Here is a 14,769-nt window from a genome sequence, read left to right on the forward strand (position 1 = left end):
ACTCCTGCTCACGCTGATCCTGTCCCAGCCGTTCCTGGGGTGTCAGCTTGTGATCGTGCAGAAAACCGGACACTCATTGTGGATGCTGTCGAATTGGCCCGGGTTCAATCGACATTGGTGTGGTAGCCCAGTCCGGGCTGCCGGCATCAGGAGAACAGCCTTGAAATACATGCTCATGATCTATCGCGACGAAGCAGCCTTCGCTCCCGGCCAAACGAGCGGCGCCCACTCCGGCGCTTATATTGCGTATGCGGAGGCTCTGAAAGCGGCAGGTGTCCTGGTTGGGGGTGACCGCCTCCAGCCGTCGTCCACGGCCAGCACCCTGCGGGCAGTCAACGGAACACCCGCGATCCTCGATGGGCCCTACGCCGACACAAAGGAGCAGTTCGGCGGCTTTTACATCATTGACGTCCCAGATCTCGACGCAGCCCTTCAATGGGCAGCGCGATGCCCAGCTACGGCACAGGGGGCCGTCGAGGTCCGTCCGATGTGGGTTGTCTGACAATATGGAAGCGACCAGACGCGATCCGCAAGCCGGAGAGGCGGCAGAGCGGGTTGCCCGGCATTCTTATGGCAAACTGGTCGCCTATCTCGCCGCGAGGACCCGGGACATCGCGGGGGCAGAGGACGCCTTGTCCGAAGCCTTCGCGGCCGCTCTCGATCAATGGGAGACCAACGGTATCCCATATAGCCCGGAGGGATGGCTCCTGACCGTTGCCCGACGGCGGATGATCGACACGGCACGGCAGAGGGAAACCCGAGCAGGCGCGGCCGAACATCTCAAGCTGCTCGTGGACGAACTGCGGGACGCTGGTGATGGCTCGGACATCCCCGACCAGCGCCTGCGGCTGATGTTCGCCTGCGCCCATCCGGCCATCGACCGGCAGATCCGCAGCCCCCTCATTCTTCAGACGATCCTCGGCTTCGATGCCGCCACCATCGCGGGCTGCTACCTGGTCTCCCCGGCCACGATGGGGCAGCGCCTCGTCAGGGCCAAGACCAAGATCAAGCAGGCCGGGATCGCCTTTCGGCTGCCGGACCACGCGGAGATGCCGGAGCGGCTCGATGCCGTGCTGGAGGCGATCTATGCGGCCTTCGCCGAAGGCTGGTCCGATCCATCCGGAACGGACCAGCGCCGAAGGGAACTCGCGCAAGAGGCGCTCTGGCTCGGCCGGCTGGTCGCGAGGCTTCTGCCCGATGAACCCGAGGTGCTCGGCCTCCTCGCCCTCATGCTTCACCTCGAGGCGCGTCGAGGCGCGCGGCGCGATCACCAAGGCGCCTACATTCCCTTGAATGACCAGGACCCGTCGAGGTGGCACGCCATGCTCATCGGCGAGGCCGAGGACATTCTGCTCGGGGCAAGCCACATGGGCCGCATTGGCCGTTACCAGCTTGAGGCGGCCATGCAATCCGCCCATGCGGTCCGTCGGTTCGGCCAGACTCCGGACTGGACGGTGTTGGAAACGCTGTACGACGCACTTCTGGCGATCACCGGTTCCCCCGTTGTGGCCATCAACCGGGCGATGGTGATTGCAGAAGCCCGGAGTCCCGAGGATGGGTTGGCCATCCTGTGCGAAGTCGAAAACGATCAGCGCCTCGCCGGATACCAGCCTTATTGGGCCGCCCGAGCAGAACTCCTGGCCCGCTGCGGACAGCCAGCCGCAGCCGATCAGGCTTATGCTTGCGCGATCAGGCTGGAACCTGACCCGAGCGTTCGCCAGTTCCTGCAAGCTCGAAGAGAGGCCATTCAGACCGCATCAGCCGCGAGTGAATCGAGCAGCAAGGCAGCACGGATGGAGGGACAGTAACGCTGCGGTGCCGCGCCTCCCCAGCCTGCCGATGGGTGACGGGCGAGTGCTGAGTCGGGCGACGTGCGAGATCCTGACGGCCTGCCTTCAGCCATCGCTCGCCGGGGTGGAAGCCGCACGCCCCGGCCTTGAACTGCTCCTGCGGCGGCGCGCGATGCGGTTCATCGAGTCCCGTCTCGCTTCCGCCACGTTGAATGCGGTTGCCGTCTGCCATGCGGTGGGCGTGTCTCGGCGGACGCTTTATCGGCTGTTCGATCAGGAGGGTGGGGTCCAGCGTTACATCCAGGCAAGACGCCTCGAGCGGGTCCATTCTGCCCTGATCGATCCAGCGGATACCCAGCGCATCTCCGAGGTTGCGGCCGGTTTCGGCTTCCTGCGTACCGATCATTTCGCCCGGGCCTTCAGGCAACAGTTCGGGCAATCCGCATCTGATGCCCGCAATCAGTCGCGCGGCCCAGAGGTCGACCCTGCGGCCTCGCCGATCGAGTCTGGCACGTGGCGTGACTTCGACGACTGGATCCGGACGCTCCACGCGTGACGCCCTTTCGTGGGCGGGCGGCTGTGGGCATCAGGTTGCCTTGTGCCCTGCGGCAAGGTCTGCACCGGGTCAGGCGGTGAAGCTCGCCGACGGTTCGGAATGTCCGGTGCTTCCCGTATGAGCGGACATTTGGCTGTCACTCACGGGTCGCAGGGTTCAACCATCAACAGCCGAACTGGTCGAGATTAAGCGGTCAACGAATGTTCGTCACTAGGGCAAGGAGGCAGGTTGCCTCCATATCGCCACCTCTTGAAGCCCGTTGAAGGACTTGCTCGATGGTTTCGCCGTCACCGGGTGAGTGCCGGTCGCAGACGGCAAGCACTTGCTCGTACAGATCTCGATCCACAGGGCCGAGGCCCCATACCGAGGCGAACGCCGCCTGGATCTCCTCCAGGGAGGCGTCGGCTACGTCCGCTGCCACAAAGGCGTAGGCCAGCTCAAACAAGCCGCCGGCGCCGATCGTCCGGTCTTCCGCAAGTGACCCGAAGGCCCGCCGGACCGCTTGCTCGATCAACTGTTCACGCTCATGGCTCACCAGGGCACCTCCAGCGGCTGTCAGCATCAGGCTACCCGAACTCCCGTCACCGACCATAGGCGGGATCTTTGCAGGTGCTGGCTTCCGAGAACACAGCCGGCTGGCGCTCAAGCCCCCACACCCACTCGCCCGCTCGCTCGGGGTGGGCTTGGAAGTGGGCATTGCGTTCGGCCAGGTAGCGGTCGATCGCCGCCTTCGCCTCCTCCGCAGAGGGATAGTTGCTGTTGTGGATAACGGCGCGTGCCATGCCGCTGAACACGGCTTCGATGACATTCAGGAACGGCGCACAGGAGGGCAGCGGCACAACCGTGATCTGCGGTCCGCCCCTGACCTGAGCCTCGGCATTCTGCTGCGCCAGCCAGTCGGTGAGCCGGTTCGACGTGTGCCAGGACGCCGCGTCCCAGGACAGGTAGAGCTGACGACATGCTGCATACTTCGTGGTGAGGATCTCGATCAGCCGGATCATCTCGGCCGTGTTCTTGTTCGCGCTATAGACATGCGTGACTTGGTTCGTCGACAGCTCCAGGGCCGCGGTCAGGATCAGCGTGCCGCGCGCCCTTTGCCGTGCAGGGACCGTCCGGACCGTGCCAGGAGGCGTCAGGGCTGTGCCGCCATGCTGCCTTACAATGAACGGCCCATACTCATCGATCGAGAAGAAGGCTTCGTCTGCTTGCAGTGCAGCGAGCGTCGAGCGCAGGGTCCGAACCTTCTCCGAGTAGTCGGGGTCGGTCGATGTGAGCACCTTGCGGGCTTTGAGCCAGCGCCAGCCTGCTTGGCGCGTGATCGTGCGGATCGTATCCCGACACGCTGGGCTGCCTTTTTCTGCCAGAGCGTGCTGCAACGTACTCATGGTCCAGGCCGTTCGATTGATGCCATAGGTGAGCGGCGGCTCATGCAGGATCGTAAAGATCAGGCGCTTCAGGGGCTCGCTATCGACTTTCTTGTGGGTTGGCGGACGGGCGGCAAACAGCGCTGCTGCGCCACCCCGTTCATAAGCCTGGCAGTAGCCGCGATAGGCCTTCTTCTCGATGCCGAGAAAGCCGCAGATCGCCGGTGGCGGCCAGCCACGCAAGCTGCCGAGGATCACGAGCGATCGATTGCGGGCGTGGCGGCCACCATCCTGAAGCCTGCCCAGTAGCACGTCGAGGTCCGGCACATCGCCCAATTCCCGCCGTAGGTCGGAGGCTGGCATTCTGTGCTGCAGAAGCTGGCGCAGCCACGTGAAAGCGGCCTGCTTGACCACCTCCTTGGGGGTCTTGCGCGCTCCGGATGCCGTCAGTCTATGCCGTTCGTTGGCCTGGCACTGCTGGGCGACACGCATCAGAACGGTGACAGCGGACTTTCGGTCCAAAGTCGCGATCGCGTCGTAGGCGGCCTCCCACAGCATGCGGTCGGTTGGCTTCAGCGAGCGAATGTAGTTTCCGACAGCGTCGTAGGTTCCGGTGAAGCCTTGCGTCCGAAGGTGCCTGTAGATCTCGCGATAGGACGAGCCTGGAGGCTCCGCGCTCGACAGCATCTGCCGGATGGTTGGCAAGTAGGGTCCGAGCTTGGGAAACACCCGCTCTCGCGGGCCGTAGGGCACCGGCTGTCTCGCGCGCAGCATCTTCCGGATTGTGTTCGGGCTGATCCCGGTCTCGCGCGCGACCTGCCTCTGGGTGGCTCCTTCGACCAGAACCCGGTAGCGGATCCGCGCCCATTGCTCGGGGTCACAGTACATGAGGGGCCCTCACGCGCGCCGGCACTCTTGCAGAACGCGAATGTAACAGCATCCAAACGCGATGTGAATTGTGAATCCGCTCGGCGACCGCACCCATTCCGCGGTCAACAAGCTCGCGCGGAAGGTTTGAAGGGGCTGCCAAGAATCAGGCGCGGCAATTGCCGATCCGTCATAAACGTCTGCTGCTTCATTCTTGAGCCGACATTTGGTCTACTCACCAATGTGCCAGGGTGCGCTGTAGAGCATCCTCGCCAGGACGTCTGCGTGTTGGCCTCAAGTGGCCGGTTTTACAGCAAAGACCGCCTGTTCCAAAAAGGGGATTGCGCGCACCGCCTCATGAAGCGAGCTCAGATCCGCCAGGTTGCCGCTCCATGATGAAGTGGTTTTCAGTCTCGTCGATCACCGAGAAACCATGACGTCGGTAGAGCGATCCTACCGGGTTCCACTTGAGGTGCTGTAGGCGCATCGCCATTCCATGGGCGTCTGCAATCGCAAGACAGTGTTTCAAGATCCGCGTCCCCAGCCCTCGACCTTGGTGGGCCCGGAACAGATAGAAGTCATCAAAACGGATGTGGCCCGAGGCAGTCATAAGCGCAACAGTGCCGACGGCTTGTCCTTGGCACATGATGCGCGACACTGGACGGTCGCGGAACTGATGCTCATGAAAGGCTCTTTGAAAGGCCTCGTCCCACCCCCATCGGGCAATGATGTGAGGACCCAGAGCCGCTCGTTTGACCTCAAAGGCGAAATCCATCGCGTCGGGCGTTTGGGCCAGGCGATTGAAGCTGAAGTCAGGCGGCAGGTCAGGAATGTCCATGGGTTATCGCTGTCTCAGAACACCCATAACTATGACACACCTGCTCATTCCATAAAGGGGCTTACGCGCAATTCGAGGACTTTCTTCTCACGCGCGCATGAGGTATGTCGCCCTCCGATCTAAGGTCGACGACCATGCCTCATGACAGCAAGCCGCGTCACAAACGCGTTTGGGATCGTCGGATCAAATGCCTCGTGAACCTGTAGGGGCAGCCGAGGCCTCCGCGTTTTCCTTGGCTTGTCAAAGCGTGAAAGGGGGGCACCATGGAGCGAGAGTTATCCGCTGCAACGTTGTGCGCACTTGGATTGAGCGCACTCTCATGTCTCCTAACAGTCGGAGGATTCATGGGATCGGCATCCCCAATAATCCTGCTCGGCGGCCTTGCCGCCGCTGGTGCAGCCATACTGGCCATCTACGGCCTTTGGCGACACAAAGAATTTTCAGCGATAGGGGCTCTGGCTCTCAGCTCTCCAGGGCTAGCCGCGTTGCTCTTTATCGTCTCGTACCTGTCCTCAGTAAAGTGACCGCGCAATCATCCAGCCGAAGCGCATTCCATTAACGGCCCTACGCGAAATCGCATCAAGCATACCCGCACTCACCTCTCCCCTTGCTCTAGATGGGAGGGGCACAAACGAGCAACACCGAAAACCCTTTTCCGGGACAGTGCAACAGGATTCCAATTCCTCGGAACGTCAGACGATCAAAGACAGAACAGAAGATGGGAGGGAGAATACCAATGGATGAGCCGATTGACCTACAGCTAAGTCCGGATGGCACCTAACATCTCTCAAGCGAACCGAGCCGGGGAAGCCGTGGCATATGGATTATTGGGTGTCTGGCTTCTTTGCCAGATTGTTGGCAGGCTTCGCCTTATTCGGGCAGCCAATTCAGCCTGACTCAGGGTGACATGACCAAAGATGAAGCAAACTCTGATGAAGAAGGCTCCCCCTAAAAAATCCGCAGCCTCCAAATTAGCCGAACTGGAAGCGCAGGCGGAAATTTTACACGGGTATGTTGTAAATCTTGTCCGATCCTTGGGAGTATTTCATGGGCTCAATGAAAGGCTTCAGGGCAAGAGCCTCTCAGGCAAGGGGGCCTCGGCGATTGCCACGATCCTGTTTGATGAACTGCACCTAATCGCGATCCGTATCAATGCTCTCATCGTTGAGCCCAAATGGGCGGACGACGTGACAATCGGGACGTTTGTCGCAGCTCTTGAAGACGAGAAAATCAAACAGTTGCTGATCGATCGTGCGTCTGAATGGCACGGACCTTCACGAGCGGCAACGAACCGTAAGCAAATGACGGCGAGAATTGACCAGATCCGTTCTCGCTATGACAAGCTAAACACAATTGGGGCTAAAACACTTCGAGATGTTCGTAATAAGTCACTTGCTCATATTTCGACAAAAGGAGCCTTGATACCACCAGTAACTCTCAGATCTCTATGGAGTTTGGGAGAGCGGACAATTTCCCTCGGATCGGAAGTAGCATTAATTTTCAGAGAAATAGACACTGGATACTCGGAAGAGATACGGCATCTAAAGGAAGAGGCAAGAGCAATCATTGGATACACTCGCGCTGGGATAGCCGCAGAAAATCGCAAAGTTGCCCGTGCGCGTGCTGCTCGGCGCAGCCGCAAATCAGCCCCTTGAAACCCTCTCTTCACCCTTCCCCGCCATATGCAGGGCATGACCGACACCCGTGATCCGACCGCTATGGCTCGGCGCCGCTGCACCCTGTGTGTTCATTTACGGACGTGGGTGGCCGCAGGGATATTGCTGTGTTCTGGATCTTTCGCACAGGGCGCGCCGGAAGAGCCCGAAATGAAGTGGGGCTATCATTACCTAGAGGCTTGCTCCAAGGGCTCTCCTAACCGGCCGATCTGCCTACGCTTCATTGATGGCTTCCTTCTAGGGGCAGAATTGCAGGCCGAGAGGTCGAACTCTCGCCTCGAATACTGCCTGCCTGAGGGGCTGGTCCAGAGATCATCGCTGATGCATTCCACGATTGGATGGTTGATGTAAAAGCCCATAGCTACATGAGTGCAGACGGGCTTCTGTTCATGGTTCTGGCGATAAAATGGCCCTGTCGAACAAGTTGAGTATCACCCACATGACCGACACCCGCGACAACATCTCCACCTCCGAGCTCACCGGTCAGCCAGTCAGCACCTCGTCCGAGGAATGGCGGATCGAAACCGAGGCCCGCACTGTCCTGAAGATGAGCAAGGAGCAGCGGGATGTCGTCTTCAACGGCCGGAAGGATGCCGATGGGAAAACCGTCGACCGCGGCGTGATTGCCATTCGAGGACCGAAGGCTGCTGAGGAGATCAAGGCAACCATGGAGAGGCTCCAGGAGGCTCGTGCCAACCGGGGCTAAGTAGAAGGTCTTGTTGACGTAAAGCGAACTCCTGCCTTAGCAACAATTCTCCCTATAGCCGCTCGCACTTTTCATCAGGTCTCCGGTGAATTCAAAGCTCGTTCTCGCCCTTGCCTTCGTGCTTGCGTCCCCCTGCATGGCGCAAACTCCTCCTAATGATCCCGGCACCATGAGTTGCACCGACTATCTGAGGGCGGCAAAGGGCGCTTCAGAGGGTGACTTTGGTAACGTGAAGACAGGTGATGCAGAGGCTGACGCAATGATGAAGGAATTGGGTCAGAAGATCAGGAAGGTGTGCACCGCACGCCCAAAGATCACCGTCCGTGAGGCTATCCAGCAAGCCATAATGGAAGACGACTGATTGGTGCGAGGTGAAGTACTTTTTCGTTCTTTAGCCGCCTGGGATCACCAACAAGGGGCAGAACGCGAGGGCACCGATGCACATCGGGGAGAGCAATCCCGAAGCGGCTTCACCGTAGCGACCCGGAGGGCCCATCGGCAGGCCTTGCTTTTCCTGGGAGCCACCGCGATCGGAGCAGCCCTCGCGCTTTGGCTGAAATCGAACATCCCTGGCAATCAGCACCCAATCCGCTGCTTGATCGCATCAACCTGAGACTTCAACCGGCAGACGTTCTCGCATGGAATCCCGTCACCATCGCCGTCCGCCCGGCTGTAGCCGCCGCACCAGAGCTCGACGGCCTCCTCGCAGGTGCTCACCGACTTGCAGGTCCCTCCCCTGGCCATCAGCCATTCCTTAGCCCGCGGGCTGCTCGCCTCTACCGATAGACTGATTCCGCTGGCGGCTATTGCCGCGAGCACCAACACCGTGAATTTCCGCACCATCGCCCCCACTTGCCCAGGTCGTTCTGATGCCGGGCTCTAGGCGTATGTTCGACCGGGAATCATGCCTAGGCAAACGGATTCTTGACCTGCTGCGTTGGTTCGTCTGGCTGGACCTTGTCCGGAAGATCCTTGTCTTGGGATAAGGCTTTCACAACTGCATCCACCAGCCCCTTCAGGGCCCGGGCATTCTGCAGGCCCTCTTTGTCCCGAGTCAGATCCAATGAGCCATAGATCGCGACTTTGTCCGTGCCGTTCTCGACGGTCAGATCATTGATATTGAGCGAGGCGCTGTCATTGGAAAAGGGCTGAAACTTCGGCATTAGCGACGTCCAAAATTATCAATGGCATTGAGGATTCCCCCAAGAAAGTCGCCGGTCTGAGAGCCCGAGCTGGGCGCCGGCTGCTCTTGGCTGGATGGTGATCTCGGGGCCGGGCCGGCATTGCGCCGCGACCGGCGCAGCTGCGGCGTCGGCAGCTCCATCGCCGTCTGCTTCACGGATGCTGCCACGTGTGGGAAGGCATCGATCCCCGTGAGCTGCTGCAGCTCGACCAGCGAGACGATCTTGTAATCATTCCCGGGCTGGTTCAGGACCAGATAGGCCGCCCCGGCGTTCCGCTGCGGGTCATAGACGGCTTTGGCCAGATGCGTGGGGACTAGAACACGCCCTTTGAGGCTCTGGACGTTCTCTCCCTGGAAGATCGGCCCTGTCACCACAAAGATCTCGCGCCGCTCGGCGTATTGCCGGACAGCCCGTTCGATGCGCTCCCAGAGGTTGCGGTTATTGTCCCGGTCCTGCGGCACCATGTTGGCCAGGGAGAATGACTCGGCCATGCCCTCTGGTGTGGCCATGTCTCCGGACGGCGCCATGTGCCCCCGGTCATAGCCGCTGCGGGCATAGTCGGAGAGCTCGGCCCGCTCGCTGATCGGTAGGTTGGCATCCGCATGGAAGTTGTTGACCCGGTTCAGGTCCCGAGCGCCGGCGACGCGCTCGGGCGTGAAATGCTCTGCGACCCAGAGCGGGGTCCGCGTCAGGCCGGAATGCAACAGCGCGAATTCGGAATAGCAAATCTGCCGGGTCTTCGGCTCGAGCTTTGGGTTGAGCAGTTGCGGAGCGACGCCGCTGAAGAAGTGCTGCGGGCAGCTTTCGGCACTGGCCTGTGAGGCCAGAGAGCAAGCAGCAAGGGCAATGCCGAGGGCGACAGCAACGAGCCTCATGGACGATCTGACAGCCTGGTAAGACGGGACAGGATGAGCCATGGTCCATTCCAGATCAGGGACAAGTGGCTGCGGAACAGCCTTGTAACGCGCCCCAGCCGCCATGGCTGCCCACCGGCTGGCTTCGCGACCCGGCGCAAACCATATTTCTGAAGCTCAGACGCTCCGATCATCGTATGACGCCGACGCTTCCAGCGTGGCCTCAAAGGATTGCCCAGGTGTTTGCCCATTGTGCCCCCGACTCATCTCTATTCATAGGCTTTGAGACGGCAGGTTCAATGCGCGGGCCGGGTTGTCTCCGACACGCTTAGAATAGCGGATCGCTGTCACGGATGGGGCATGACGCCAGCCGGCCTCCCTGCCCGCACCGAACGGAACCGCGTGATGCCGAGCAAAGTTATATTAGTAATATTTTCTTATGGCGGTACTGTAGGAATTGGCAGGAGCTCATTGCCGATCGAAAGCGGCAAATGGGCGATGGCATGGCTATTGTTCTCGGTGCTCTGCTGGCCTGTCCGATGCGACACACGGCCGAAATGCTGAGGGCGCTTGAGCGCCTGAAGATCCCGCGCGACACTAATCGTGTCCCAGAATGCCCTGCGCTCGTGGGATCAATTGCACGAGTGCTGGCGGCACGATCCGCCGCATCGGCCGCGTGGCGGGAGGCGGGCCGCTGAGCCCAGGAAAGACTTGGGGCATACTTGACCTGTCGTTCTTCACCGATCTTGGGGACCGATTGGGACTGAACACGGATCAGCCCAGAATTCCGCCACTCGCCAAGCGCGTCGCCCCAGCAGCTTGAGACGAGTGTCGCTTTTACCTAAAAGTTTCAAATCGTAATAACTCTCAGCTGCGAATACGTTAGCCTCATTTTGCGGGCCCATTTTAGGCTCTTGATTTCAACCTATTCACTTTGACCTTTCGCCTTTCAATGCGATTCAGCCTCCATCGGATTCATTGAAACAGACTCAACAGCTTCGGCCTTGGTGTGCCTGGACTCTATCGGTCTCCCTTTCGATACGTCGGCCCAATGGCGTTCTAGGAAAATAAGATAACAAGACGCCGTTCTTCGCTACCCGCAGCCACAGCCCATCAGGAACCAAGGGGTTAACCTGCATGCGATCGGTCCGCTGGGCTTGGCGCAGAAGTTCCGGAACTTACCGCCATCGAGTAACGAGCCGCCTCCGAAAGCACCCAATCGAGGGATTGGAAAGGCGCTGAACCTTGATTACTTTGGCTGTATAGCCACTACCGCTGAAAGCCCGGGAGATTCCTTGTGGAGGCCTCGCGGACGCTCCACGATCAAGTCGAGGTCAGCACTTCGCGGGCAACGCCGAGCGAGACGTGGAAAGCGGCGCAGTGGCGGGCCAGTGCTCTGGACCGCGTCTTGGATGGAATAAGCCCTCGAGCAACCCTGATCGCACGCGCTGCGGCTGAACTGAATCTGACGACGCGGCAGATCTATTACCTGCTCAAGCGCTATACACCCAAAAGGACAGTGAGTTCTCTCCTCCCGCTCCGACCCACGACGCGCGTCAAGCGCCTGAGCGCATCAGTCGAGCACATTATTGCGGAGGTCTTACGAGACCAGTGGCTCATCCTTGAGGCCCCTCCCCTCAATCCCGCCGTCAAGGAAATCCGATCGCGGTGTCTCGCTGCCGGCGAGAAGCCGCCCTGCTACCGGGCTGTCCAGAACCGTATCCCGATCCTCTTCGATCCGCAGACCATTGCCAGGAAGCGCTCGGCTAGCGAAAAGCACGTCCATCGCCTTCAGCCACGGCCGGGCCGCATTGTCGCGCAACAGCCACTGGCTGTTTGTCAGATGGATCATACGCCGTCCGATATCGCCTTTGTCGAAGTCATCGGCCACCTCGGTTCATATTGCGCACGCGCATATCTGACCATCATCGTTGATGTCTTCTCGCGAGCCATCCTTGGCTTCTGTCTCACGTTGGAGAAGCCAAGTGCCCTGTCCATTGCCCTGTGTATGGCGCACGCGCTGTGTTCAAAAGCCGATTGGCTTACAGCCCACAACCTGGGCCCGCATGACTGGCCTTTCGGGCGTCCGCATAAGGTCGTCGTCGATAAGGCAAGGGAGTTCAAGAGCCACGCTTTCATCCGTGGTTGCGACGAGTATCGGATCAAGATCCGTCGTCGCAACCGCGGTACGGTCCATCAGGGGGGAGTCGTCGAGCGGATTCTCGGGAAGCTCAACCGCATTCTCGCGACGCTGCCCGGCAGAACCGGATCGTCCATTGCCGATCGCGACGGGTATCCATCGGAGAAGCGGGCCCGGCTCACCTTCAATGAACTGGAGCAATGCGTGGCTCTCGCCATTCTCGAACACAACATCGATCAAAATGAGAAGACCTTGATCGTGCCCGCCCTTGAGTGGGCGAAACACGCAGCGGGGTTGCCCCACCACAACGACGATCCTGTCCAGGTGCTCATCAACTTCCTGCCGGGAGGGTATCGCTGCTTGACGCCACAGGGCGTGCACATCCATGCCCTTGATTATTATTCCCCGTGGCTTGGACAGTTTGTTCCCGAGCGGGACCGAATCGGCAAGCTCGAGGTGCGGTACGATCCGCGCGACATCAACTATGTTTATGTCCGCAATCCTCGAACAAAGTCGTTTCTTGCGGTGGCCCGACGGGACGGCCAGACGATGCCGGTCACCCTCTGGGAACATCAGCAAGACCGGAGGGAGAAGCGGGCCCGGGCCCGCCCGCTGGAGCAGCAGAGGGTGATGCTTCAGCGTCAGCGCGTTCAGATTGCAGCAGAGGCGTTTGATCGATCGAAAGGCAAAACCAACCGCGTGAAGAAGAAGGGTCTGTTACGTGCGGCAGCACGGTCAAAGCATGCTGCGGCGGCCTCAAAACCTTATGAGGCTGTGAAACCGGACGACCCTCCCCTCCCGACACGACAGGAGCGAGGCAAGCGGATCCTCCCAATCGAGGACTGGTAACGGTCATGGTGCATCATCTTCAAGAGCGGATCCGCCCGTGGCTGAGCCGGTCGGAGGTTGAGCGTATCGGCTTCCTTCAGGCACCACGCTGGATTGCGTACCACACGGCGGTCGAAGCCTTGCGGAAGCTGGATGATCTTCTTGAACGGGCACCGTCGTTGCGTCCACCCGGCATTGCGCTCGTTGGGCCGTTCAACAACGGCAAGACCATGATCGCCGAACGCTTCAGCGTGGCCCACCTCAGGGCCATGCAAACCGGCGGGGGGCCGCAACGGGTGTGGGTTATCCAGACGCGTGAAGGCGCAGGGGTGCTCAACTTCTATGATGGAATTCTGGCCGGGTTGCAGGCTCCGGTCACCAAGACCCACCGGAGCAGCCTCAAAGCCCAACAGCTTGATCAGCTGTTTCGCCACCTCCGGCCACGGGTCATGGTCTTCGATGAGTTCCAGAATGCGCTCCTCGGCCGCCCTAGTGACGTCAAGAAGGTCTTCGCGGCCCTGCGGAGGTTTGGACGGGAGTACGATATCTCAACAGTTCTTGTGGGTGACGTGACCGTCTACGACCATATCAATGTTACCGATGAGATGGCGAGCCGCTTCGAACTCGTATCAGTTCCGCGGTGGCGATACGATGAGGAATACTTCGCGCTGCTCGACAGTCTCGAGAGCGTGTTGCCGCTCGCGCAGGCATCGGATCTTTCCGACGAAGCGGTAGCCCGGACCATTTACAGACTCTCTGAAGGCCTCATTGGCGAAGTCATCAGTCTCACGACGAAAGCGGCCATTCAGGCCATCCAAACGCGGGAGGAGAAAATCAGCATCGATTTGCTCGATCGACTGCAGTATGTGCCATTGTCCTTGCGGCGCAGCCCACAGCAACGCGATGCGTTGTTGTAAGAGGTGGCTGGAGGTCATGGCATGATCCCGATCGAGGTTGTGCAGCGCTACCCCGATCTCATGTCGCAGCGATGGCCGGTGAGGATCGCCCCGGAGTCCGACGAACTTCTGTCCAGTTGGCTGCTGCGGCTCGGGTTCGCGAATGGCCTCGCACCGCGCGATTTCGGGCGGGTTTTGGGGTTTCATCCTGGAAAGTGGCCCCGACGGCTCGATCTGAACGTGCCGGAGGTATTGGGAGAGATGCTCCGGGCACGAGCGGGATTGTCATCCTCGGATCTCACCCGCTTATGCCTTCCTGAGGGAAGCCAGCGCGCCCTCCTTCTTCCGCTCCGATGCGACCTCCCTAGCGGAAGGCAAGCCAAGTTTATGGCAGCGTGGCTGCAGTTCTGCCCCAGGTGCTTGGCCGAGGATGGTCAACCCTACTTTCGCCGGACCTGGCGGAGCGCCACGGCCGTCATTTGCCTGAAACATCAGTGCCGGCTCCTGGACCGTTGTGAGGATTGTGGTCAGGCAATCGGTGCGTTCAATCACCTGATCCTGAGGCCTCAACATATTTGCGCCACCTGCAGTCGCGACCTTCGGCGGAGTTGTGCGCCACGTCTTGAGCCCGTTGCGAGCCGTGCCGCCATCAAGCTCCTGTATCTCGGTCAAGCCGCCTCGTCACGTGAGGGTCTTGCTGGATCCCTGCTCCGACTGCCACGTCGCTTGATGGAACCGCGCCATCGATCGCTGGCACAGCTCTCAAGCGTGGAGCGAGCCCGTGGACTGACGGAGCTGTCGGGTGCAATCGACAAGCTGTTTCAAAGGAGCCAGAGCTGCGCTTCTCCCTTGCCGCAGTCTGCTCGTCCGCGGCCGCTGCGTGGGGCGGAGTTGGACGATCTGTTCCGCGCCTATTCGGCCACTCGTCGTGAAGCAAGCTCGCTTAAGTCATGACAGATCAAAGCCGTTCGTTGGAAGCATGTCGGGTGTCCCGCTGGACGAAAGGCCGTGCCTTTCCGTCGCTCAGCGCGGGCCCCGAGCGGTGGGCGACTGCCGGAAGGGCGTGCTGA

15 protein-coding genes are annotated in these 14,769 nt (G+C 60.3%); 9 read left to right on the forward strand and 6 right to left on the reverse strand.

Annotation, left to right across the window (positions count from 1 at the left end; all coding sequences use genetic code 11):
• Window positions 1-169 precede the first annotated feature (169 nt).
• From AB8841_RS21240 to AB8841_RS21250, 3 genes are read left to right on the forward strand one after another with little or no spacing between them, the layout of a single operon-like run.
• Window positions 170-502 (forward strand): YciI family protein, encoded by a 333-nt coding sequence (locus AB8841_RS21240; RefSeq protein ID WP_370439331.1) that lies wholly within the window; start codon window positions 170-172, stop codon window positions 500-502.
• Window positions 503-506: 4 nt separating this feature from the next.
• Complete coding sequence (locus tag AB8841_RS21245) at window positions 507-1,808, forward strand: RNA polymerase sigma factor (protein ID WP_370437784.1); 1,302 nt, start codon at window positions 507-509, stop codon at window positions 1,806-1,808.
• A gap of 7 nt (window positions 1,809-1,815) precedes the next feature.
• The gene (locus AB8841_RS21250; RefSeq protein ID WP_370437785.1) at window positions 1,816-2,346 is read left to right on the forward strand and encodes a helix-turn-helix domain-containing protein; all 531 of its coding nucleotides are present in this window, start codon (window positions 1,816-1,818) and stop codon (window positions 2,344-2,346) included.
• Between the two features lie 193 nt (window positions 2,347-2,539).
• Here AB8841_RS21250 and AB8841_RS21255 read toward each other — a convergent pair whose 3' ends face one another.
• From AB8841_RS21255 to AB8841_RS21265, 3 genes are all read right to left on the reverse strand, one after another.
• The gene (locus tag AB8841_RS21255; protein ID WP_370437786.1) at window positions 2,540-2,881 is read right to left on the reverse strand and encodes a hypothetical protein; all 342 of its coding nucleotides are present in this window, start codon (window positions 2,879-2,881) and stop codon (window positions 2,540-2,542) included.
• Window positions 2,882-2,927: 46 nt separating this feature from the next.
• On the reverse strand, window positions 2,928-4,598 hold the full coding sequence (locus AB8841_RS21260) for an IS630 family transposase (RefSeq protein ID WP_370437787.1): 1,671 nt from the start codon (window positions 4,596-4,598) through the stop codon (window positions 2,928-2,930).
• Between the two features lie 334 nt (window positions 4,599-4,932).
• Window positions 4,933-5,415 (reverse strand): GNAT family N-acetyltransferase, encoded by a 483-nt coding sequence (locus AB8841_RS21265; RefSeq protein ID WP_370437788.1) that lies wholly within the window; start codon window positions 5,413-5,415, stop codon window positions 4,933-4,935.
• A 932-nt stretch (window positions 5,416-6,347) separates the two neighbouring features.
• Between AB8841_RS21265 and AB8841_RS21270 the strand changes: the two genes are divergently transcribed.
• The 3 genes from AB8841_RS21270 (at window position 6,348) to AB8841_RS21280 (ending at window position 8,158) form a co-directional block, all read left to right on the forward strand.
• Window positions 6,348-7,070, forward strand: a complete 723-nt coding sequence (locus AB8841_RS21270; RefSeq protein ID WP_370437789.1) for a hypothetical protein — start codon at window positions 6,348-6,350, stop codon at window positions 7,068-7,070.
• 460 nt (window positions 7,071-7,530) lie between these two features.
• Complete coding sequence (locus AB8841_RS21275) at window positions 7,531-7,797, forward strand: hypothetical protein (protein ID WP_370437790.1); 267 nt, start codon at window positions 7,531-7,533, stop codon at window positions 7,795-7,797.
• 85 nt (window positions 7,798-7,882) lie between these two features.
• Complete coding sequence (locus tag AB8841_RS21280) at window positions 7,883-8,158, forward strand: hypothetical protein (RefSeq protein WP_370437791.1); 276 nt, start codon at window positions 7,883-7,885, stop codon at window positions 8,156-8,158.
• Window positions 8,159-8,373: 215 nt separating this feature from the next.
• Here AB8841_RS21280 and AB8841_RS21285 read toward each other — a convergent pair whose 3' ends face one another.
• From AB8841_RS21285 to AB8841_RS21295, 3 genes are all read right to left on the reverse strand, one after another.
• On the reverse strand, window positions 8,374-8,541 hold the full coding sequence (locus tag AB8841_RS21285) for an excalibur calcium-binding domain-containing protein (RefSeq protein ID WP_370437792.1): 168 nt from the start codon (window positions 8,539-8,541) through the stop codon (window positions 8,374-8,376).
• A gap of 164 nt (window positions 8,542-8,705) precedes the next feature.
• A complete protein-coding gene (locus AB8841_RS21290; RefSeq protein WP_370437793.1) occupies window positions 8,706-8,960 on the reverse strand; it encodes a hypothetical protein in 255 nt (84 codons plus the stop codon).
• Window positions 8,960-9,898, reverse strand: a complete 939-nt coding sequence (locus AB8841_RS21295; RefSeq protein ID WP_370437794.1) for a DNA/RNA non-specific endonuclease — start codon at window positions 9,896-9,898, stop codon at window positions 8,960-8,962. The genes AB8841_RS21290 and AB8841_RS21295 overlap by 1 nt, the downstream gene beginning before the upstream one ends.
• Window positions 9,899-11,132: 1,234 nt before the next feature.
• Here AB8841_RS21295 and AB8841_RS21300 point away from each other — a divergent pair.
• The 3 genes from AB8841_RS21300 to AB8841_RS21310 are packed head-to-tail and all read left to right on the forward strand — an operon-like array spanning window position 11,133 to window position 14,653.
• Window positions 11,133-12,824 carry a Mu transposase C-terminal domain-containing protein gene (locus tag AB8841_RS21300; protein WP_370437795.1) on the forward strand — a complete coding sequence of 564 codons (1,692 nt, stop codon included), beginning with the start codon at window positions 11,133-11,135 and terminating at the stop codon, window positions 12,822-12,824.
• Window positions 12,825-12,829: 5 nt separating this feature from the next.
• Entirely contained in the window at window positions 12,830-13,720 is an 891-nt protein-coding gene (locus tag AB8841_RS21305) for a TniB family NTP-binding protein (protein WP_370437796.1), read from the forward strand.
• A 60-nt stretch (window positions 13,721-13,780) separates the two neighbouring features.
• Window positions 13,781-14,653 carry a TniQ family protein gene (locus tag AB8841_RS21310; protein WP_370439332.1) on the forward strand — a complete coding sequence of 291 codons (873 nt, stop codon included), beginning with the start codon at window positions 13,781-13,783 and terminating at the stop codon, window positions 14,651-14,653.
• Window positions 14,654-14,769: the final 116 nt, after the last annotated feature.

Source organism: Microvirga sp. TS319, from assembly GCF_041276405.1.
GTDB lineage: Bacteria > Pseudomonadota > Alphaproteobacteria > Rhizobiales > Beijerinckiaceae > Microvirga.